This window comes from Micromonospora marincola, from assembly GCF_056150385.1.
The window spans coordinates 71,297-92,102 of sequence record NZ_JAXCFT010000006.1; the positions used below are offsets into that span (position 1 = coordinate 71,297).

At 72.7% G+C, this 20,806-nt stretch carries 16 protein-coding genes; 11 read left to right on the forward strand and 5 right to left on the reverse strand.

Features of this window, described 5'->3' with window-relative positions; translation table 11 throughout:
* Nucleotides 1-14 precede the first annotated feature (14 nt).
* Nucleotides 15-1,409 (forward strand): M1 family metallopeptidase, encoded by a 1,395-nt coding sequence (locus tag SM450_RS16070; protein WP_474620532.1) that lies wholly within the window; start codon nucleotides 15-17, stop codon nucleotides 1,407-1,409.
* A gap of 122 nt (nucleotides 1,410-1,531) precedes the next feature.
* Nucleotides 1,532-2,989 (forward strand): M1 family metallopeptidase, encoded by a 1,458-nt coding sequence (locus tag SM450_RS16075; protein ID WP_474620533.1) that lies wholly within the window; start codon nucleotides 1,532-1,534, stop codon nucleotides 2,987-2,989.
* A gap of 53 nt (nucleotides 2,990-3,042) precedes the next feature.
* Here SM450_RS16075 and SM450_RS16080 read toward each other — a convergent pair whose 3' ends face one another.
* Complete coding sequence (locus SM450_RS16080; RefSeq protein WP_474620534.1) at nucleotides 3,043-4,143, reverse strand: LCP family protein; 1,101 nt, start codon at nucleotides 4,141-4,143, stop codon at nucleotides 3,043-3,045.
* A 131-nt stretch (nucleotides 4,144-4,274) separates the two neighbouring features.
* Here SM450_RS16080 and SM450_RS16085 point away from each other — a divergent pair, with 131 nt between their 5' ends.
* On the forward strand, nucleotides 4,275-5,957 hold the full coding sequence (locus tag SM450_RS16085; RefSeq protein ID WP_474620535.1) for an FAD-dependent oxidoreductase: 1,683 nt from the start codon (nucleotides 4,275-4,277) through the stop codon (nucleotides 5,955-5,957).
* Nucleotides 5,958-6,076: 119 nt separating this feature from the next.
* Entirely contained in the window at nucleotides 6,077-7,633 is a 1,557-nt protein-coding gene (guaA, locus tag SM450_RS16090; RefSeq protein WP_474620536.1) for a glutamine-hydrolyzing GMP synthase, read from the forward strand.
* 7 nt (nucleotides 7,634-7,640) lie between these two features.
* Here guaA and SM450_RS16095 read toward each other — a convergent pair whose 3' ends face one another.
* On the reverse strand, nucleotides 7,641-7,988 hold the full coding sequence (locus SM450_RS16095; protein ID WP_474620537.1) for a PspC domain-containing protein: 348 nt from the start codon (nucleotides 7,986-7,988) through the stop codon (nucleotides 7,641-7,643).
* Nucleotides 7,989-8,132: 144 nt separating this feature from the next.
* Between SM450_RS16095 and SM450_RS16100 the strand changes: the two genes are divergently transcribed.
* The 3 genes from SM450_RS16100 to SM450_RS16110 all read left to right on the forward strand — a co-directional run bounded on the left by SM450_RS16100 (nucleotide 8,133) and on the right by SM450_RS16110 (nucleotide 11,477).
* A complete protein-coding gene (locus SM450_RS16100; RefSeq protein WP_282289719.1) occupies nucleotides 8,133-9,080 on the forward strand; it encodes an NUDIX domain-containing protein in 948 nt (315 codons plus the stop codon).
* 128 nt (nucleotides 9,081-9,208) lie between these two features.
* Nucleotides 9,209-10,219, forward strand: coding sequence for an NUDIX hydrolase (locus SM450_RS16105; protein WP_474620747.1), 1,011 nt, complete (start codon nucleotides 9,209-9,211; stop codon nucleotides 10,217-10,219).
* Between the two features lie 346 nt (nucleotides 10,220-10,565).
* Complete coding sequence (locus SM450_RS16110; RefSeq protein ID WP_474620538.1) at nucleotides 10,566-11,477, forward strand: CDP-alcohol phosphatidyltransferase family protein; 912 nt, start codon at nucleotides 10,566-10,568, stop codon at nucleotides 11,475-11,477.
* A gap of 71 nt (nucleotides 11,478-11,548) precedes the next feature.
* On the opposite strand, the gene SM450_RS16115 is transcribed toward SM450_RS16110, so the two are convergent.
* The 3 genes from SM450_RS16115 to SM450_RS16125 all read right to left on the reverse strand — a co-directional run bounded on the left by SM450_RS16115 (nucleotide 11,549) and on the right by SM450_RS16125 (nucleotide 15,349).
* Nucleotides 11,549-12,796 carry a phosphatidylserine decarboxylase gene (locus SM450_RS16115; protein WP_474620539.1) on the reverse strand — a complete coding sequence of 416 codons (1,248 nt, stop codon included), beginning with the start codon at nucleotides 12,794-12,796 and terminating at the stop codon, nucleotides 11,549-11,551.
* Nucleotides 12,797-12,971: 175 nt separating this feature from the next.
* Entirely contained in the window at nucleotides 12,972-13,508 is a 537-nt protein-coding gene (locus tag SM450_RS16120; RefSeq protein WP_474620540.1) for a hypothetical protein, read from the reverse strand.
* Complete coding sequence (locus SM450_RS16125) at nucleotides 13,505-15,349, reverse strand: PspC domain-containing protein (protein ID WP_474620541.1); 1,845 nt, start codon at nucleotides 15,347-15,349, stop codon at nucleotides 13,505-13,507. The genes SM450_RS16120 and SM450_RS16125 overlap by 4 nt, the downstream gene beginning before the upstream one ends.
* A 233-nt stretch (nucleotides 15,350-15,582) precedes the next feature.
* Here SM450_RS16125 and SM450_RS16130 point away from each other — a divergent pair, with 233 nt between their 5' ends.
* The 4 genes from SM450_RS16130 to SM450_RS16145 all read left to right on the forward strand — a co-directional run bounded on the left by SM450_RS16130 (nucleotide 15,583) and on the right by SM450_RS16145 (nucleotide 20,737).
* Nucleotides 15,583-16,776, forward strand: a complete 1,194-nt coding sequence (locus SM450_RS16130; RefSeq protein WP_474620748.1) for an ATP-binding protein — start codon at nucleotides 15,583-15,585, stop codon at nucleotides 16,774-16,776.
* A gap of 2 nt (nucleotides 16,777-16,778) precedes the next feature.
* Nucleotides 16,779-17,456: a response regulator gene (locus SM450_RS16135; protein ID WP_281586695.1), complete on the forward strand. Its 678-nt coding sequence runs from the start codon at nucleotides 16,779-16,781 to the stop codon at nucleotides 17,454-17,456.
* A 563-nt stretch (nucleotides 17,457-18,019) separates the two neighbouring features.
* The gene (locus SM450_RS16140; RefSeq protein WP_474620542.1) at nucleotides 18,020-19,666 is read left to right on the forward strand and encodes a peptide ABC transporter substrate-binding protein; all 1,647 of its coding nucleotides are present in this window, start codon (nucleotides 18,020-18,022) and stop codon (nucleotides 19,664-19,666) included.
* Nucleotides 19,667-19,810: 144 nt separating this feature from the next.
* Nucleotides 19,811-20,737, forward strand: coding sequence for an ABC transporter permease (locus SM450_RS16145; protein ID WP_474620543.1), 927 nt, complete (start codon nucleotides 19,811-19,813; stop codon nucleotides 20,735-20,737).
* Nucleotides 20,738-20,806: the final 69 nt, after the last annotated feature.

Sequence of the window (20,806 nt, forward strand, 5' to 3'; positions counted from 1 at the left end):
CCTAGGGTCGGTGCATGACGCGCAGGCGGGTCTGGACGGCGGGCGTGCTGGCGGTGGCGCTCGCTGCCGGCGGGTGCACGGGCACCGACGACGGCGGGTTCCGGCCGGGTGCGGCGGACGCCGGTGACCCGTACGTGCCGGGGGCCGGCAACGGCGGCTACGACGTCGGGCACTACGCGCTCGACGTCCGCTACGACCCGGCCGGCGACCGGCTCACCGGTACCGCCACGCTGACCGCGACCGCCACCACCGCGCTGTCCCGGTTCCACCTCGACCTCGCCGGCCTCGACGTGGACCAGGTCCGCGTGGACGGCGAGCCGGCGAAGCACCGGCACGACGACACGGAACTGGTCGTCACGCCCGCACGTGGGCTGCCGGCCGGGAGGCGGTTCACCGTCGAGGTGGCGTACGGCGGGGTGCCCCGGCCGCTGCCCGACGCCCAACTGGGCGACGGCGGCTTCCACCACACGCCGGACGGGGCGATCGCGCTCGGCCAGCCGCAGTCGGCGAGCACCTGGTACCCGGTCAACGACCACCCGTCGGACAAGGCCACCTACGACGTCGCGGTCACCGTGCCGGACGGGCTCGCCGCGCTCGCCAACGGCGTCCCGAAGCCACGGACGAGCACCGGCGGCTGGACCACCTGGCGCTGGTCGGAGGGCTCGCCGATGGCCAGCTACCTGACCACGCTCGTGATCGGCGACTACCGGGTCGCCACCGGCACCCACGACGGGAAGCCGATGGTCACCGCCGTCGCCGCGGCGCTGCCCGCGGACGGGCCGGCCGCCGCGTCGGTGGCCCGCACCGGCGAGGTCGCCGACTTCCTGGCCGCGCGCTTCGGGCCGTACCCGTTCGACGCGTACGGCGGGGTGGCGGTCGCCGACGACCGGATCCGGTACGCCCTGGAGACCCAGACCCGCCCGGTGTACGGGCCGGGTTTCTTCCGCGGCGACCGGCCGAACACCGAGGTGGTCGCGCACGAGCTGGCCCACCAGTGGTTCGGCGACAGCGTGTCGGTGGCCCGGTGGAGCGACATCTGGCTCAACGAGGGCTTCGCCACGTACGCCGAATGGCTCTGGGCCGAGCACGACGGCGGGCGGACCGTGGCGCGGACCGTCGCCGACAGGTATGCCGCCACCGACTGGTCGAAGCCCTCGGTCGACCCGGGCCGGGCCGGCATGTTCGGCGACGCGGTCTACCAGCGGGGCGCGTTGGCGGTGCACGCGCTGCGCCGCGCGGTAGGCGACGAGACGTTCTTCCGCGTGCTGCGCGGGTGGCTGGTCGAGCGACGCGACGGCAACGCCACCACCGCCGATTTCATCGGGTACGCGGAGCGGGCCGCGGCCCGGCCGCTGCGGGCGCTCCTCGACGCCTGGCTGGTCGGCGCGACGCCGCCGGGCCTGCCCTGACGCGCGCCCGCCGCGACGGCGGGCTGCCGTGACGCGGGCGTGATCGGCACTGGGTAGGCTGCCGCGGGCGAAGCGGCCCCGGGGCGGGGCCGCCGAACAGGGTCCGGGGAAGGATCGAGGCGATGGCGCGGCGCGGCGGACGACGACGGCTCGGGCTGCTGGCCTGCGGGACGCTGCTGCTGGCCGGCTGCGGATCGGCCGAGCCGGACCGGAGCGCCGCGGCGCCCACCGAACCCGGTCCGACCGCCACCCGCAGCTTCGCGCCCGGTGCGGCCGGCGCTGGCGACGCCTACTTCCCCCGTTACGGCAACGGCGGCTACGACGTCGCGAGCTACACGATCAAGGTGCGCTACGACCCGGACACCGACAAGCTCACCGGCACCACCACGGTGCGGGCCACCGCGACCGCCGACCTCTCCGCGTTCAACCTGGACCTGGCCGGGCTGACCGTCCGCGCGGTCACCGTGGACGGCGCCGCCGCCCGGCACTCCCGCACCGACGACGAGCTTGTCGTCACGCCTGCCACCGGGCTCGCCTCCGGCAACGGGTTCGTCGCCGAGATCCGGTACGACGGCCGGCCCGAGGCCCTGCGCAGCGAGACGCTCGGCGAGGGCGGCTGGCTGCACACCGTCGACGGGGCGATCGCGCTCGGCCAGCCGCAGTCGGCGAGCACCTGGTTTCCGGTCAACGACCACCCGTCGGACAAGGCCACCTACGAGGTCGAGATCACCGTGCCAAAGGGGCTGACGGCGGTCGGCAACGGGGTGCCGAAGGAGAAGACGACCGCCGGTGGCTGGACCACCTGGCGCTGGTCGGAGGGCTCGCCGATGGCCAGCTACCTGACCACTGTGGTAATCGGGAAGTTCCGCGTGACCACGGGCGAGCACAAGGGCCGCCCGGTCTGGAGCGCGGTCACCACGCAACTGCCGGAGGGCGCGCCTGATCGTTCGATCGCCCGCACCGTCGAGGTCGCCGACTACCTGGAGAGCATCTTCGGGCCGTACCCGTTCGGCGCGTACGGCGGCGTGGTGGTGGCCGACAGCCGGATCCGGTACGCGCTTGAGACGCAGAGCCGGCCGGTCTACGCGTCAAGCTTCTTCCGCCGGGGCGACAACACCGACGTGGTGGCGCACGAGCTGGCCCACCAGTGGTACGGCGACAGCGTCTCGATCCGGCGCTGGCAGGACATCTGGCTCAACGAGGGGCTTGCCACGTACGCGGAGTGGCTGTGGGCCGAGCACACGGGAAAGTCGACGGTGCAGCGCACGTTCGAGCAGAAGTACGCGGGCGCCTCCAACCTGGTATGGCGGACGCCGCCGGGCAAGCCGGGGGTGGAGAACCTGTTCGGCAGCTCGGTCTACGACCGGGGCGGGATGACCGTGCACGCGTTGCGGGTGGCGGTGGGCGACACCGCGTTCTTCACGATCCTGCGCACCTGGGCGGCGGAGCGGAAGGACGGCAATGCCACCACTGCGGACTTCGTGGCGCTGGCGGAGCGGGTGTCCGGGAAGAAGCTCGACAAGCTCTTCGACGCCTGGCTGTTCGGCACCGAGCGCCCCGCCGCCCCCAAGCCGAAGTAAGGCGGGGGCCCCTGTTAACGCTTTCTGCATAAAAGGGGCCCCCGCCTAACACCTCAGGTCTTGACGCGCAGGGACGGGTGCGCGGACAGGTACGCCTCGGCCCGGCCGCCGCGCAGCGCGGGGAGGAAGTCGCGGCCCAGCTTCTGAAGCTGCTCGCCGCGGTAGGACCCGCCGCTGCCCACCCCGGAGCCGGGGAGCCCGACCAGGGTGATCCGGTCGGTCGGCAGGCCGCCCAGGGCGTAGGAGAAGTCGATGAGCTTCCGCCCGCCCCCGACGTACACCAGGGTCTTGCCGAGCGCGGCGACGACCTGCTCGACCCGCTGCGGGTCGCGGGCCGTGCCCTGCTCGACGAGCTTGCCGGCCAGCGCGCGGATGAGCTGCTGCTGGTGTCGCTGCCGGGTGTAGTCGCCGCCTGCGGTGTAGCGCTGCCGCGCGTAGTCGAGCGCCTGCCAGCCGACGAGGTGCCGGTTGCCCTTCTGGTAGACCATCTGCGGCCCGTGGTAGCCGCCTCCGCTCAGCGGTCGCATCTTCCCGTCCGGGCGGCGGTGCCGGGAGGCGACCTTCTGGTCGACGTAGAGGTCGACGCCGCCGAGCGTGTCCACAAGCTTGTCGAAGCCGCCGAAGGTGATCACGGCGCCGGCGTCGATGCGCAGCCCGGTGTAGCGGGAGACGGTGGTACGCAGCAGCTCGTACCCCTGGGCGGTGCTGGGGTGGGCCTTGTCGCCGGGGACGCGACTGCCGTAGCTCATCGCGTGGGTGAGCTTGGTCTTCCCGCCCGGGTAGCGGGCCTTCGGGTAGGCCGGGATGTCGACCACCAGGTCGCGGGGGAGGGAGAACAGGTACGCCCGGTCCAGCCCGGCGGGCACGTGCAGCAGCAGCACGGCGTCGGCGTGCGGCTCCCAGCCGGGGATGCTGACCCGGGTGTCGACGCCGACGAGCATGAGGGTGAGCGGGCCGGTCAGGTCGGCGCCGGGCGGCGGGCTCGGGCTGCCCGTGGTGGGGGCCGGCGTGGGTGAGCCGGGTGGCGAGGTGGCCGGCGCGGCGGCCCGGGTCGGCGAGTGGTGCCCGACCAGCCGGGTGGTCACCACCGCGCCGCCGGCGACCAACAGAGCCACCACCAGGACGGCCAGGCCCAGCAGGCGTCGTCTCGTCACGTTTCCGTCCTCTCCCCGTGGAGTTCGACGCGGCCGGGGGCACCGAAGGTTGCACCGGCGGTCGAGCGCTCTGCATGATCTGCGAAAAACTCGTCCTGGCGCCATAGCTACCCGTCGGTAATGATGCGTTCATGCGCTACGACGTGGTCGTCATCGGATCGGGCTTCGGCGGCGGCGTCACCGCGCTCCGGCTGGCCGAGAAGGGCTACTCGGTGGGCGTCCTGGAGGCCGGCCGGCGCTTCGCCGACGAGGAGTTCCCGAAGACGTCCTGGCAGGCACGGCGGTTCCTGTGGGCGCCGCGGCTCGGCTGCTTCGGGCTGCAACGGATCACCCTGCTCCGCTCCGCCGACCGGAAAACCGGCGGCGGCGTGCTCGTGCTCTCCGGCGCCGGGGTCGGCGGCGGCTCGCTCGTCTATGCGAACACGCTCTACGAGCCGCTGGACGCCTTCTACGCCGACCCGCAGTGGCGGGACATCACCGACTGGCGCGACGAACTGGCCCGCCACTACGACCAGGCGAAACGGATGCTCGGCGTCACCGCGTACCCGGTCGACACCGGCGCGGACCGGGCCATGCGGGCGGTGGCCGAGCGGATGGGGGTGGCGCACACGTTCCACCCGACCCCGGTCGGCGTGCACATCGGACGGCCGGGGCAGCGGGTGCCGGACCCGTACTTCGGCGGGGTCGGGCCCGACCGCACCGGGTGCAGCCACTGCGGCTCGTGCATGACCGGCTGCCGGCACGGCGCGAAGAACACGCTCGTCAAGAACTACCTCTGGCTGGCCGAGCGGATCGGCGCGCAGGTGCACCCGCTGACCACGGTGACCGCCGTGCGGCCCGACCCGGCGGGCGGCTACGCGGTGCACACCGAGCGCACCGGGGCCTGGCTGCGCAGGCGTCGCGAGGTGATCCACGCCGACCAGGTGGTCTTCGCCGCCGGCGCGCTCGGCACCCAGCGGCTGCTGCACCGGATGAGGGCGACCGGCGCGCTGCCCGGGCTCTCGCCCCGGCTGGGCGAGCTGACCCGCACCAACTCGGAGGCGATCCTCGGCGCCTCGGTGGCCGCCGGGGCGGCCCGGCGGCGCGGCCTCGACTTCTCCGAGGGCGTGGCGATCACCAGCTCGTTCCACCCCGACCCGCAGACCCACATCGAGCCGGTCCGCTACGGCAAGGGCTCCAACGCCATGGGACTGCTCCAGTCGCTGCTGGTCGACGGCGGGCCGCACCGGGTCCGGCGCTGGCTGGGCAGCATCGTCCGGCAGCCGGGGCTGGCCGCGCGGATGCTGTCGGTCCGCGGCTGGTCCGAACGCACAGTCATCGCGCTCGTCATGCAGTCGGTCGACAACTCGCTCACCACCCGCTGGCGGGGTCGCCGCCTGGTCTCCGGCCCGGGCCACGGCGCGCCCAACCCGACCTGGATCCCGGTCGGCAACGAGGCGGTCCGGCTGCTCGCCGAGGAGATCGATGGCACCCCCGGCGGCGCGGTGACCGAGCCGTTCAACATTCCGGTGACCGCGCACATCCTCGGCGGGGCGGTGATCGGCGCGACGGCGGCCGACGGCGTCGTCGACCCGTGGCACCGGGTGTACGGCCACCCGGGGCTGCACGTGGTGGACGGCGCGGCGGTCTCGGCGAATCTGGGCGTCAACCCGTCGCTGACGATCACCGCGCAGGCGGAGCGTGCCATGTCGTTCTGGCCCAACCGGGGCGAGGCCGACCCCCGCCCAGCACTCGGCTCCCCGTACACCCGTGTCGCCCCCGTCCCCCCACACACCCCCGCGGTGCCCCCGCACGCCCCCGCCGCGCTGCGGTGAAAGGAGGGGGCCCCTATTAACGCCTCCGGTAGAGGCGGGGGCCCCGCTTAACACCTTCGGAGCGACGCGCCGCCGGGGCGCGTCCACGGCTGCCGTGACTGTCGGTAGGCTTTGCGCACATGAGCACGCCTCGCCCCGTCCTCGTGGTGGACTTCGGAGCCCAGTACGCCCAGCTCATCGCGCGCCGCGTCCGCGAGGCGAAGGTCTACTCGGAGATCGTCCCGCACTCCATGCCGGTGTCCGAGATGCTGGCGAAGAACCCGGCCGCGATCATCCTGTCCGGTGGCCCGTCGAGCGTCTACGCTCCGGGCGCCCCGCAGATCGACGCCGGCATGTTCGACGCCGACGTGCCGGTGTTCGGCATCTGCTACGGCTTCCAGGCCATGGCCCAGGCGCTCGGCGGCACGGTCACGCGGACCGGCAACCGGGAGTACGGCGGCACCCCGCTGCGTCCGCGCCTGACCGAACCCGGTGTGTTGCTGCGTGACCTGCCGGCGGACCTGCCGGTCTGGATGAGCCACGGCGACTGCGTGACCGAGGCGCCGGCCGGCTTCACGGTCACCGCCGAGTCGGCCGGGGCCCCGGTCGCCGCGTTCGAGGACGTGGCCGGCCGGCGGGCCGGGGTGCAGTTCCACCCCGAGGTGGGGCACACCGCGCACGGGCAGGAGATGCTTACCCGCTTCCTCTACGACATCGCCGGGGTCGTGCCGGAGTGGACGCCGGAGAACATCATCGACGAGCAGGTCGCCCGGATCCGCGAGCAGGTCGGTGACAAGGAGGTCATCTGCGGCCTGTCCGGCGGCGTCGACTCGGCGGTCGCGGCGGCGCTTGTGCACCGGGCGGTGGGCGACCAGCTCACCTGCGTCTTCGTCGACCACGGGCTGCTGCGGGCCGGCGAGGCCGAGCAGGTGGAGAAGGACTACGTGGCGGCGACCGGGATCAAGCTCAAGGTGGTCGACGCCCGGGAGCGGTTCCTCGGCGCGCTCGCCGGGGTGACCGATCCGGAACAGAAGCGCAAGATCATCGGCCGGGAGTTCATCCGGGTGTTCGAGGCCGCCGCCCGGGAGATCGCCGCGCACGGCGACGTGGAATACCTGGTCCAGGGCACGCTCTACCCGGACGTGGTGGAGTCCGGCGGCGGCACCGGCACCGCCAACATCAAGAGCCACCACAACGTCGGCGGTCTGCCCGAGGACCTGAAGTTCGCCCTGGTCGAGCCGCTGCGCACGCTGTTCAAGGACGAGGTCCGCACGATCGGCCTGGAGTTGGGGCTGCCCGAGGCGATGGTGTGGCGGCACCCGTTCCCCGGCCCGGGCCTGGCCATCCGGATCATCGGCGCGGTCGACGAGGAGCGCCTCGCCCTGCTCCGCAAGGCCGACCTGATCGCCCGGCAGGAGCTCACCGCGGCCGGCCTGGACCGGGGGGTATGGCAGTTCCCGGTGGTGCTGCTGGCCGACGTCCGCAGCGTCGGCGTGCAGGGCGACGGCCGCACCTACGGGCACCCGGTGGTGCTGCGCCCGGTTTCCAGCGAGGACGCGATGACTGCCGACTGGTCCCGCCTGCCCTACGACGTGGTGGCCCGGATCTCCACCCGGATCACCAATGAGGTGGCCGAGGTCAACCGCGTCGTGCTGGACGTGACAAGCAAGCCGCCGGGCACCATCGAGTGGGAGTGACGCCGGGTCACGCGGCCGGTGGCGGCCCGGCCTCCGGCCGAGGCGCCGTCCCCGGCCCGGTCGGCGGAACCGGCCCGGTCGGCGGAACCGGCGGCCAGCCGGGCGCGGTGCCCGGCGGGTGCGGCCAGGCGGGCGCGCCGGCCGGCTCCTCGGGCATCAGGAACCACATGATCGGGTACGCGAGCGCGGCCAGCCCACCGGTGAGCACCGTGGCGGTGGCGAAGACCACCCGCACCAGGGTGGGGTCGAGGGCGAAGTAGCGGCCGACACCGCTGGCCACGCCGGCGATCATGCGGTCGCTCACCGGTCGGCGGAGCTGCTTGTACGGGGCCTGGGAAGGGTTCCTGTAGGTCATGTGTCCACGGTCCCGCGCCGGGCGGCGAGCGACCTCGGTGACTGCCCGGACGCCTACCCTGATCCATCCCTGATGCGCCAGAAAAGAGTCAGGAATCTGACTCTTTTCGATGGAGGTAACCCGCGCCGGGGAGAATTTGCTCCCGTGACCACCTCGCTGGAGCCGCTGCGCAGGATCGCGGCATACGCAGTTTGTGCTGATTCAAACGGCCGAGTGTTGCTGGTCCGCGCATCGGAGCGCTCCGGCACCCCCGGCACCTGGTCGCTCCCCGGAGGGGCGGTCGACCACGGTGAGGACCCCAAGCACACAGTCGTCCGGGAGACCGCGGCCGAGACCGGGCTCTCGGTCGCCGTCGCCGGCCTCCAGGACGTGCTCGCCGACATGCGGGCGCTGCCCGAACGGCGCATCACGATCCACACCGACCGCCTGCTCTACACCGTCTCGGTCCGCGGTGGGACGCTCACCGAGCGGATCGACCGCCCGACCGACCTGGCCCGCTGGTTCACCCTCGACGAGGCCCGCGAGCTGCCGTTGCGGTTGTTCACCGCACGTGCCCTGGGCCTGCCCACCTCAAGCGACGACATCGTGCCGGAGGAGGTCCCGGAGTTCCCCTCGTTCTACGCCGTCCCCGGTCCGGACGGGCTGCACCGGGCGCAGCGTTTCGCCGCGTACGCGGTGGTGACCGACCCGGAGGAGCGGGTGCTGCTGACCCGCGTGTCCGACGGCTACCCGGGCGCCGGTTGCTGGCACCTGCCCGGCGGCGGCACCGACTACGGCGAGCAGCCCGCCGCGGCGCTGATCCGGGAGTTGGTCGAGGAGACCGGGCAGACCGGCCGCCTGGTCGAGCTGCTCGGGGTGGCCAGCCATCGCGACGCCGCCTCGCTCGGCCCGGAGGGCTACCCGATCGACTGGCACGGCGTCCGCGCCTTCTATCGGGTGGTGGTCGACCAGCCCGCCCCGCCGACCGTGGCGGACGTCGGCGGCTCCACGTGCGAGGCCCGCTGGTTCCGCCGCGAGGAACTCGACGCGATCCCGACCGACCGCCTGACCGAGGTGACCGCCGAAGCAGTCCAGGCCGCCCATCTCCTCTGACTGACCCCACCCCGTGGCCGCACTCTGGCGATCATGAGGTTGGCGGGGTGAAATGTCCGCCCCGCTGCCACTAACCTCATGATCGACGGAGTGGGCACGGGGTGGGCGCGGTGCGGGGGAGGCACGGGGTGGAGCAGCGGCGGCGGGTGGGGGCGTACGGGATTCTGCGGGATGCCCGCGGGCGGGTGCTGCTGGCGCGCGGGAGCGTCAGGTGTCCGTCCCCGGGGGTGTGGCAGCTTCCGGGCGGCGGGGTTGAGCACGCCGAGCACCCGGCCGACGCCGTGGTCCGCGAGTTCGCCGAGGAGACCGGGCTGACCGTGGCGGTCGGCGTGGTCCGGGCTGCGGTCGCCGACGTGGCGATCTTCCGCGCCGAGGGTGTCGCGATGCACACGGACCGGTTGATCTTCGAGGTCGAGGCCCGGGGTGGGCGGCTGCGACCCGAGACGGCCGGTGGCACCGACGAGGTGGGCTGGTTCACCCCCGACGAGGCCGCCACCCGGCCGCTGATGCCGTTCACCGCCGAACTGCTCGGCCTGCCCGTGTCGCCGCTGCCGGCAGACCTGCCCCGGACGCCGCCGACGGCCCCGGGTGGACCGATGGCCCCGGGCGGACCGACGGCGCCGAGCGGACCGGTGGCCCCGAGGGCCTCGACCGCCCCGAACGGACCGATCGCCCCGGCCGGGCCGGCGGCGTCGACCTCCGACCGCCGGCAGCGCTTCGCCGCGTACGGGCTGGTCACCGACCCGGACGACCGGGTGCTGCTGACGATGATCGCCGAGGGGTACCCGGGCGCGGGCCGGTGGCACCTGCCCGGCGGCGGCACCGACCACGGGGAGCAGCCGGCCGCCGGGCTGCTCCGCGAACTGGTCGAGGAGGCCGGGCAGCTGGGTCGGGTGGTCGACCTGCTGGCCGTGGACAATCTGCACAATCCCGCCGCACTCGGCCCCGAGGGCCGGCCGCTGGACTGGCACGGCGTCCGGGTGATCTACCGGGTGCGGGTGGACGTGCCGACCGAGGCGGTGGTCACCGAGTCGGCCGGCGGCTCCACCGCTCGGGCCGCCTGGTTCCCCCGGGAGCAGGTGACCGGTCTGTCGATGACCGACGTGGCTCGACGGGCGACCCGGCTGCGGGTGAGCTGAACCGCTCACCGAGCCGCCCTGGGCCACCTCCGGTACAGTCAGCAGTTGGGACGGGCCAAGAAAAATGGGCGTTGTAACCCGAGATGGGAATAACTGAGGGGTTCGCGCGGTTAGGGGAGTTATAAGTACCGCCGGCAGCTATCGCCAAGCCCTTGTCCCCTGTGCAATGGTGTACTCCGCAAATGGGCTGCCGGGCCCGAAAGGTCCGGCACGAGACAGCCGGACACCCGCCCCGACGTGGGCGGCCAGTCGATCCGGTGATGGAGGAAACGTGCCGAGAGCCCCATGGCGCCGGCGTCGTACGACTGACAGTCCGCGCCCCGCAGGGCGTCGCTGGGCGGGCCGGTTGCGCCGCAGCAGCACGTTCGCCCGCCAGGTGCTGCTGGTCCGGGTGGGCCGCCGGGACGGCCTGGCCGGCCCCGGGACTGACCTGGTCACCCCCGACCGCCGCTACGCCGACCGCCAGCGCCTCCGCTACGGCCGGCTCGACACCGACCACGAGGCGGTACGCCCGATCAGCCCGGCGCTCGCCCCGGTCGCGCCGGTGGACGATTCCCCGGCGATGTCGATCCCGCTGCTGCCGGGTGACCGCACCGCCGCGCGGCGTGCCAAGTTCGCGCTTGTCAACGCGTGCACCCTGAGCAGCCTGATGCTCGGCATGCTTGCCATCTTCCTGGCCATGCAGGGCGAGGTGCGGATCGCCGCGGTCTGCCTGATCGCGTGCGTCGCGTTCGACGGCCTCGACGGCGCGCTGGCCCGCAAGCTCGGGGTGGCCAGCCCGTTCGGCGCGCAGATGGACTCACTTGCCGACATGTGCTCGTTCGGCCTCGCCGCGCCGGTGGTGGTCTACGCCTCCCTGGCCGGCTCGGCGCCGCCGGCTGCCGCCGCGGTCGCCTGCGCCCTGGTCGCGGCGTGCGCGGCCATCCGGCTCGCCCGGTTCAACGTCTCGCCCAAGGACGGCCGCTTCTTCTGCGGCGTGCCGACCACCATGGCGGCGATGGTGCTGGCCCTGACCGTGGCGATCGGCGTGCCGGTCCCCGGCCTGGTCATGGTCGCCGGCGTGGCGCTGCTCGCCTTCGCCATGGTGTCCAGCTTCCCGTACGCCAAGCTGGCTCGGCTGCTGAAGCTGCCGCCGTGGCTCTGGCTCGCCCCCGTGGTCGGCGCGCTCGTCGACGTCCGGCTCACCTTCGCCCTCGTGGTGGTGGGCTACCTGGTCAGCGGCCCGCTGCTCTGGCTGCACCAGCGTCGCGCCGCCTGAGGCGCACACAACACGTACGACGAGAAGGGCGCCGCTCGCACGAGCGGCGCCCTTCTCGCATGTCCGGCGGGTCAGCGCCAGCGGGCGATGACAGTGGAACCGCCGATCACCTTGTCGCCGGGGCCGACAAGCGGTTCCGCCGCGTCGGCCGGCAGGTAGATGTCGGTACGCGAGCCGAACCGGATCAGCCCGAAGCGTTCGCCCTTCGCCAGCAGTGAGCCGACCGGCGCCCGCTGCACGATCCGGCGGGCGATCAGCCCGGTGCGCTGGGCCACGACCACCGTGCCGTGGTCGGTGTCCAGCACCGTGTACGCCGCCACGTTGTGCTCGGCGTCCGGCTTCATCGCGTTGACGAAGCCGCCGTCGGCCACGAAGTAGTCGACCACCTTGCCGGCCACCGGGGTGCGGTTGACGTGCACGTCAAGCACCGACAGGAAGACCGCGATCCGCAGCCACTCGTCGTCGCCGAAGCGCTCGTCCGTGAGCCGCTGCACGGACAGGACCTGGCCGTCCGCCGAGGCGACCACTGCCGACGGGTCCTCCGGGACGTCCCGCTCCGGGTCCCGGAAGAACGCGGCCACCGGGGCCGCGGCGAGCGCCGGCAACAGCCAGAGCCGGGACTTCGGCCGGGCGGCTCGGGCCAGGGCGGCCAGGCCGAGCGTGATGCCGGCGGCGGCCACCCCGTTGGAGTCGATGTGCATCCGGCCGGTCAACGGCACGCTCGACGGCCGGTACGCCGGCGACAGCGAGGCCGCCAGCGCGGCCGGTGCCGACGTGAAGCGCAGGTGGTGCACGCGTACCGGCGGGGAGTTGCGCAGCACCACGTCGGTGCGGACGCCGTGCAGCACACCCTGCCGGTCCAGCTCCTGGCCGGCGCCCTCGGTGCGGAACAGCGGCGCGGCGACACTCAGCACCGCGCCCTCGGCGAGGTGTTTGGAGAGCCCGTCCACCGCGGCGCGGGCCTCCTCGGCGGTGCCGGTGAACGGCTCGGCGACGATCACCACCGCCGCCGCGTCCGCCTCGGCGAGCGCGTCGACCACGCGTACCCGGTCGGCGACCCAGCGGCCCTGGGCCGTCACGTGCTCCCGCAGCGCCCCCGCCGCGGCGCCGTCCGCCGGCGCCACCACCAGCCGGTCGCCGGGGAGCAGCGCCTCGATCGCCGCGGCCAGCACCGCGGACTCCGGAGTGGCGCCGACCAGCAGGCCGGCCTTCGGGTCGTTACGCCTGGCGAACTCGGCGACGAGCGTACGGGCGGCGCGCTCGCCGAGGCGGACCGCGCCGGACGGGCCGGTGACGCGCACGGCGGGGGACTGGGTCATGTCGGGCGAGCTCCTGACGAGGTAGGGACGGACTGGGGCCGCTTCGGCGACCCGACCGGCCGACCGGGCGGGACCGGGAGCACCCTGCGTGGTCGGGTGACACGGACCGGACGACGAACGCGAGATCTCCCTCGGCCAGCATAGGCCGCGACTCCGCGCCGTCCCACCGGCGCGGTCAGACCGGCGGTCCCCCGGAGGCGCGCGGTTCGTCGCCCTCCGGGCGGGCCGGAGGCAGCTCGCGGGTGGCCGGTCCGGACCGGCCCTCGGGCTCGAAGGTGGACAGTTCCTCGGTCGCCGGTTCGGCCGGTGGGCGGACCGGCGTACTGTCGCCGGGCCGGTCCTCCCACGCCGGTGCCGGCACGTCGGTCACCGCGCCGGTGGCCCACTCGTCGGCGCCGGCGGAGGCCGCGTCGGTGCCGGCCGGGGTGCCGTCGCGGTACGGCGCCGCCACTGTCGTCTCCGGCCCGCCCGCCTGCCCCGGCTGGGCCGCCTGCCCCGGCTGGTCCGGCGGGGCCGGCTGGTCCGGGCCGCGGACCGAGCGCAGCGCGCCGACCAGGCCGAGCAATCCGATCACGACCAGCCCGCCGGCCAGGAACCAGCCGACCGGGGGCACCGACAGACCGAGGATCCGGGCCAGCAGCCACCACAGGGCGAGCCCCAGGAAGATCAGGCCGAACGCGAACGACACGAGGTCCGTGCGGTGGGCCTTCATCGGGACACCTCCAGGTTTCCGGCGTTCACGTGGACGTAGAGCCGGAGCGTGCCCCCGCCAGGACCGTCCGCGCCGGCGTCGGTGCTCTCCCAGAGCCGGCCGTTGAGCCCACCGGTGCGCCGGCCGAAGACGGAGGCGTCACCGGCGTTGACGTCGGCCACCGTGGTCACGTCCACGTTCGGCGGCACGACCACTGTCGCCTTGCCGAAGTTGACCGCGACGGTCACCTGGGTCTCCTGCTTGTCGAAGTCGATCGCCCGCAGGTCGAGCACCGCGTCGCCGAAGTTGTTCTCGTACCGGTCGGCCAGGTCGCGGCGGTCGGACGGCGCCCAGGTGACGTTGCCGTCGATGCCCCGGACCCGGTCGTAGGACTCGGCGACGGTGGCGACGCCGAGCGCCGCCGCGGTCACCAGACCGAGAGCGATCAGCCAGCGGGCCCGACCGAACCAGGTGCCCACGAGCAGTCCGAGGCCGATGGTGGCGAGCGTCGCGGCGAAATAGCCGGCGGCGCCGATGGGGAACACGTCCAGCAGGTCGAACATCGCCACCAGGCCCAGCGCCAGGAAGATCAGCGAGAAGGTGATCGCACCGAGCGGGGAGCGTTCCTTCGGCCGCTTCGGCGGCCGGGGCGGCCGGGCCGGCGCCGCGACGGGAGGCGAGCCGGCGTACGGGCCGTGCGGAGCGAACGGCGGTCGGTAGCCGCCCGGCGGTAGGGGCGCGCCGGCCGGCGTGGGCGGCGGCGCGGCGACCGGCTCGCCCGCCGGGGCGCCGGTGGTCGGCGCGGCCGGCCACGCCGGGGCCGCGCCGGAGGTCGGCCACGCGTCGGTGTCCCCGGCCGTTGTGGGCAGTGCGGCGGTCACCGGCTCGGACCGGGTCGGCCGGGTGCTGGCCGCGGCCGGCCAGCCCGGGGCGGACAGCGGCGTGGTCGGGTAGCCGGCCCCGGCGCGCGTGGGCGGGTAACCGGGTTCGGTCGGCGCGGGCGGGTAGGCCGGCTCGGGGTGGATCGCGGACGGGGAGCCTGTTCCACCCTCGGCCGGGCCGGCGGGCCATGCCGGCGACGCGGATTCGGCCGGTTCGCCGGTTCGGGACGAGGTGGCCGTCCTGGCCGGCGTCGCGTACCCGGCGGACTCGCCGGCCCACGGCGCCCCCGGTGCGGCCGGCGGACCGGCCCAGGACGCGGCCTGCGGCGCGGTGACCGGCCCGGTCGCCGGTGGCCAGGCGGTTGTCGGCGCCGGGCCGGGGGCCGGGCCGGGCGGTTGGCCGGGCGCGCCGGTGCGGAAGGCGGGTCCGCGCTGGTCGCGGTTGAGCATCAGCGCGCCCCCGATCAGGATCACCGCGCCGAGCAGGATGGCCCGGAATCCGTCGGTGACGACGTATCCGAAGCCGACCGCGACCACGATGCCGAGGACGATCACGGTGACCGGCGACATGCTGGAGCGGCCCCGGCCGAGCATCGACTCCACCGGGGATGCGGTGTCCCCCTCGCCGGGGATGATCAGCCACGCGGCGACGTAGACGAAGATGCCGATGCCGCCGAAGAAGCCGAGCACGGCCAGGAGTACCCGCCACAGCACCGGGTCGGTGTTCGTGGCCCGGCCGATGGCCGCGCACACCCCGGCCAGGTAACGGCCCTCCCGGGGACGGACCAGGCCGTACCGGGTGGTGAATCCGGCGGCGCCGGGCGGTGGGGCGTACCCACCGGGTGGTGGGCCGGCGAACGGCGCGTCGCCGCCGGGCGGTGGCGCGCCGTCGGCGGCGGGTGCCGGCCCCGGTGGGGGCGGCGACGAATCGTCCTGTGCTGCCGCCCAGGGGCGGGGCGGACGGGCGGCGTCCTCGGTCATGCCTCCGATACTGCTGCCCCGGCCGCCCGGCCGACCTCAGGACCCGACCCTGACCCCACCCTGAGATCCGGCGGTGGCGAATGTCCGGGGCGTCCCCGTGGTCCGGGGCGTTCCCGCCGTGTGACGATCGGAGCGTCGGCCGCCGCCGGCACCTCCGCGCGACCCGGGAGCTTCCGATCAGCAGCACCGTCACGCCGCACCCCCCGCGTCTCTACCGGGCCACCGAGCACCGGTTGGGCGCCGGGGTCGCCGCCGGCATCGCCGACCACCTGGGTATCCCGGTGCTCCGGGTACGGGTGGCGTTCATGGTGCTGCTCGGGCTGAGCGGTCTCGGGCTGCTGCTCTACGCGGCCTTCTGGGCGGTGGTCCCGCCCCGGCCCGGCGACGCCGCCGCCCCGCCGCGCCGCGACCTCGCCCAACTGCTGCCGTTCGTGGCGATCGGGCTGGGCGTGCTGCTGCTCCAGGTGGTCGCGTTCGACTCGGTCGGCGCGGCCGGCACCGCCGGTTGGCTGGTTGCGATCATCGCGGTGGGCGCCGGTGTGATCTGGCACCAGTCCGGCCCGGAGCGGCGCCGGCAGTGGGGCGACTCCGCGGTGCCCTGGCTGGGCGCGGTGGTGGAGGAGAGCGACCGCCGGGCGTTCGTGCTCCGCTTCATCGGCGGTGGGGTGCTCGTCGCGGTCGGGATCATCGGCGTGGCCGCGGTCTACTCGCCGGCGCAGAACTTCGACGCGGTGCTCAACGGCGTCATCTTCGCGCTTGTCGGGCTCGCCGGCGTGGGTGTGGTCACCGGTCCGGTGCTCTGGCGCACCTGGAACCAGCTCCGGTCGGAGCGGGAGGGGCGCATCCGTGAGCAGGAGCGGGCCGAGCTGGCCGCCATGGTGCACGACCAGGTGCTGCACACGCTCGCGCTGATCCAGCGCAACGCCAGCGACGTCAAGACGGTGCAGCGGCTGGCCCGGGGCCAGGAGCGCTCGCTGCGCAACTGGCTCTACAAGCCGACCGCCTCGCCGACGGAGCGCTTCGCCGCCGCGCTGGAGCAGGCCGCCGCCGAGGTGGAGGACACGTTCGCGATCACGGTCGAGGCGGTGGTGGTCGGCGACCGGGAGACCGACGAGCGGGTCGGCGCGCTCGTCGCCGCGGCCCGGGAGGCGCTTGTCAACGCGGCCCGGCACGCCGGGGTGCAGACCGTGTCGCTCTATGCCGAGGTGGAGCCGGAGCAGGTGAGCGTGTTCGTCCGGGACCGGGGGAAGGGCTTCGACCCGGATACGGTGGAGAATCACCGGCACGGCGTCAGCGGTTCGATCATCGGACGGATGAAACGGCACGGTGGCCGGGCGGAGATCCGGTCCGAGCCGGGAGAAGGGACCGAGGTCCGGCTGATCCTGCCGATCAGCGGCTCCGGCGCCACGGCGGAAAGGGACAGGTGACCATGTCCGAGCAGGAACCGGTCGAGGGCGCGACGCCGCGAGGCCCGCTGCGGGTGTTCCTCGTCGACGACCACGCCATGTTCCGGGCCGGCGTCCGCGCCGAGCTGGGCACCCGGGTCGACGTCGTGGGCGAGGCCAGTTCGGTGGCCGAGGCGGTGACCCGGATCGCGGCCACCGGCCCGGATGTGGTGCTGCTCGACGTGCACATGCCGGACGGCGGCGGTCGGGCCGTGCTGGAGGCGATGCGGCGGACCCACCCGCAGGTGAAGTTCCTGGCGTTGAGCGTGTCCGACGCGGCGGAGGACGTGATCGGGCTGATCCGGGCCGGCGCCCGGGGTTACGTCACCAAGACCATCTCGCCGGAGGAGCTGACCGACGCGATCCGCCGGGTGGCCGACGGGGACGCCGTGTTCAGTCCACGGTTGGCCGGGTTCGTGCTCGACGCGTTCGCGTCCCGGCCGGACGCGCCGGTCGCCGACCCCGAGTTGGACCAACTCACCAACCGGGAGCGCGAGGTCCTGCGGCTGCTCGCCCGGGGGTACGCGTACAAGGAGATCGCCAAGGAGCTCTTCATCTCGATCAAGACGGTCGAGACGCACGTCTCCAACGTGCTGCGCAAGCTCCAGATGTCGAACCGGTACGAGCTGTCCCGGTGGGCCGCCGATCGCCGGCTGGTCTGACTCACCCGCGGACAGCTCGTCCACCCGGCCGATGGCGATGTCCGCACAGCGGACGAAGCCATCAGCCGGATGGGTAAAACTCGGTGTGATTGCCATCAATTCGGAGGGCGTCGCCGCGGGCGGGAGCGCGCTCACCGAGCCGGACGGCCGGGTGATGTCGATCGGTATGGCCGCGTCTTCCCTGTTCAGGGCCGTGCGATCCGCGCCGTTTGTGATCTTTTCTCAAGTATCGGCAACGTGGCGAGCAACTAACGGCTTGATAACGGCACCTTCACGGAATGGGCCGGTGGGTGTCACAGTGGCAGCACCTCACCCCCCGGTGTGAGGCATCTCGTCGGGTCCACCGACCACGGAACGCCGCTACCCGCGCCGCCCCGTGGTCGTCGATCCTGCGCGATGTCCTCGTCGAAGGGTGTGGCGCCCGGCGGATCGGTACCCCAGGGGTGTCCCGATTTCCTCTGCGGTAAACCGACGGCCTGTGATTCGGGTCGTCGGTGGTGTCACCCCCCACACGTGCGTGAAACCCACGACGGAACCAGGTTAGAAAGAGGAGGCCCCTCGGAATGAGAGTCTCGAAGCGGGCGAGTGGCGCGCTCGCGGTGGGCGCGGCATTCGCGCTCATCGCGTCCGGCTGCTCGAGCGGGAACAACGACGACGGTGACGGCTCCGGCGCGAGCGCGGACGGCGCCATCGTCATCGACGGCACCCAGCCGGAGAACCCCCTGGTTCCGGCGAACACCACCGAGACCGGTGGCGGCAAGATCGTCGACTGGCTGTGGAGTGGCCTGGTCGAGTACCCCAACAACGGTGGGGCGCCGCAGAACCTGCTTGCCGAGTCGATCGACACGAGCGACTCGAAGGTCTTCAAGATCAAGATCAAGGCGAACACCAAGTTCCACGACGGCACCACCGTCAAGGCGGAGAGCTTCGTCAAGGCCTGGAACTGGGCGGCATACGGCCCGAACGGCGCGCAGAACGCCTCGTTCTTCTCCGACATCCAGGGCTTCGACGACGTCTACACCGAGGACCCGGACGGCCCGGACGGCCCGAAGAAGGCCCCGGAGCCGAAGGCCAAGGAGATGTCCGGCCTGAAGGTCGTCGACGACACGAACTTCGAGGTCACGCTCGCCGCGCCGACCGCCGTGTTCCCGACCAAGCTCGGTTACAGCGCCTTCATGCCGCTGCCGGACGCGTTCTTCGCCACCAACCCGGCGGACTTCGGCAAGAAGCCGATCGGTAACGGCCCGGTCAAGCTCGTCTCCTGGCAGGACGACGTCGAGATCAAGCTCACGCGCAACGACGACTACAGCCTGCGTGACAAGATGAAGATCAAGGACGTCACCGTCAAGATGTACCAGCAGGACACCGCTGCCTACAGCGACCTCCTCGCCGGTAACCTGGACTTCCAGCAGCAGGTCCCGGTCGCCGCGCTGGCCGGTGACAAGTGGAAGGCCGACCTGGCTGACCGCGCGATCTCGACGACGATCCCGTCGAACGGCATCATCGCGTTCCCGATCTACGACAAGCGCTTCCAGAACGCCAAGCTGCGCAAGGCGATCTCGCTCTCCATCGACCGGCAGTCCATCACCGACAAGATCTTCTTCGGTAACCGGAAGCCGGCCGACAGTTGGGCCAACCCGCTGAGCCCGGGCGCCACGCCTGGCGACTGCACCTCCTGCAAGTTCGACGCGGCCCAGGCCAAGCAGTTGCTCCAGGAGGCCGGCGGCTTCCAGGGCAAGCTGAAGCTGTACTACAACGCGGACGCCAGCCACAAGGACTGGATGGAGGCCGTCGCCCAGCAGATCAAGACGAACCTGGGTATCGACGCGGTCGCCGAGGGCGTGCCGACCTTCGCGGTCTTCCGGGCCAACATCAACGCCTACAAGATGGACGGCATGTACCGCGCCGGTTGGCAGCAGGACTACCCGGACGTGGAGAACTGGATCAACCCGCTCTACGTGACCGGCGGTTCCTCGAACGACGGCAAGTACAGCAACCCGCAGGTGGACGCCCTCGCCAAGGAGGCCTCCGCGGCCCCCAGCCTCGAGGAGGCGCACAAGAAGTTCGCCGAGGCCACCAAGCTGATCGACCAGGACGTCCCGGCGATCCCGATCTACTTCAGCGGCGAGCAGTCCGGCCACTCGGAGAAGATCAAGAAGCTGGAACTGACCAACGTCGGCGAACTCGACATCACCTCGGTCGAGCTCTGATCCGAACGGTCTGACCCCGGGTCGGGCTCGCCTAACCGGTGAGCCCGGCCCGGGGCCGTTCCGCGAGGGGGTGTACAACGAACCCCTCGCACGTTGTCGTCACCGCGTCGGGTGCCCGGCGCTCCCTGTCTGGAGGACCACCCCATGGGCCGTTATCTCTTGAGACGGCTGCTGCAACTCGTGCCGGTGTTCATCGGCACGACGTTCCTGATCTACTGGCTCGTCTGGTCGGTGCCCGGTGACCCCTTCGCCGGCAAGTGCGGCGACCGCGGCTGCCCGCCGAACTACCGGGCCATGATGACCGAGAAATACCATCTCGACGACTCGATCTGGGTGCAGTACGCCAGCTACATGAAGAACCTTTTCCAGGGTGACTTCGGTATCACATACGGCGGTCGCGAGATCCTCGACATCATCGCCACGTCGTACCCGAACACCCTGAAGTTGGCGGTGGTTGCCCTCGCCATCGAGGCCGTGATCGGTCTCGGCGCGGGTGTCCTGACCGGTCTGCGGCGCAACGGTTTCCTGGACAACCTGGTCCTCGTCTCCACCCTCTTCCTGATCGCCCTGCCGGTCTTCGTCATCGGCTTCGTGCTTCAATGGATTCTGGGCGTGAAGTGGGGCATCATCACCCCCACCGTCTCCAGCGAGATGCGGTTCAGCGAGCTGATCGTGCCCGGCTTCGTGCTCGGCAGCGTCTCGATGGCGTACATCGCCCGGGTGACACGAACGAGCATCGCCGAGAACCGCCGCGCCGACTACGTCCGCACCGCGATCGCCAAGGGCCTCCCGATGCGCCGGGTGGTCGGCGTGCACCTGCTGCGCAACTCGCTAATCCCGGTCGTCACGCTGCTCGGCACCGACCTCGGCGCGCTGATGGGGGGCGCGATCATCACCGAGGGCATCTTCGGCATCAACGGCATCGGCCGGCAGGTGCTGCGCTCCATCGTGACGAAGGAGAGCGCTACCGTTGTCGGCATCGTGGTGGTGCTCGTGCTCGTCTACCTCTTGATGAACCTGCTGGTGGACCTGCTCTACGCCGCCCTCGACCCGAGGATCCGCTATGAGTGACCGCCGCAGCGAACAAATCGTCCCAGCAGTCTGCGCGGGCAACCACGCCCGCGCCGAGCGCAGCGAGGT

Excerpts from the sequence above, each read along its gene's own strand:
- SM450_RS16070 (WP_474620532.1), top strand. The coding sequence starts at position 15 with ATGACGCGCAGGCGGGTCTGGACGGCGGGCGTGCTGGCGGTGGCGCTC.
- SM450_RS16075 (WP_474620533.1), top strand. The coding sequence starts at position 1,532 with ATGGCGCGGCGCGGCGGACGACGACGGCTCGGGCTGCTGGCCTGCGGG.
- SM450_RS16085 (WP_474620535.1), top strand. The coding sequence starts at position 4,275 with ATGCGCTACGACGTGGTCGTCATCGGATCGGGCTTCGGCGGCGGCGTC.
- guaA (WP_474620536.1), top strand. The coding sequence starts at position 6,077 with ATGAGCACGCCTCGCCCCGTCCTCGTGGTGGACTTCGGAGCCCAGTAC.
- SM450_RS16095 (WP_474620537.1), bottom strand. The coding sequence starts at position 7,988 with ATGACCTACAGGAACCCTTCCCAGGCCCCGTACAAGCAGCTCCGCCGA.
- SM450_RS16115 (WP_474620539.1), bottom strand. The coding sequence starts at position 12,796 with ATGACCCAGTCCCCCGCCGTGCGCGTCACCGGCCCGTCCGGCGCGGTC.
- SM450_RS16120 (WP_474620540.1), bottom strand. The coding sequence starts at position 13,508 with ATGAAGGCCCACCGCACGGACCTCGTGTCGTTCGCGTTCGGCCTGATC.
- SM450_RS16125 (WP_474620541.1), bottom strand. The coding sequence starts at position 15,349 with ATGACCGAGGACGCCGCCCGTCCGCCCCGCCCCTGGGCGGCAGCACAG.
- SM450_RS16135 (WP_281586695.1), top strand. The coding sequence starts at position 16,779 with ATGTCCGAGCAGGAACCGGTCGAGGGCGCGACGCCGCGAGGCCCGCTG.
- SM450_RS16140 (WP_474620542.1), top strand. The coding sequence starts at position 18,020 with ATGAGAGTCTCGAAGCGGGCGAGTGGCGCGCTCGCGGTGGGCGCGGCA.
- SM450_RS16145 (WP_474620543.1), top strand. The coding sequence starts at position 19,811 with ATGGGCCGTTATCTCTTGAGACGGCTGCTGCAACTCGTGCCGGTGTTC.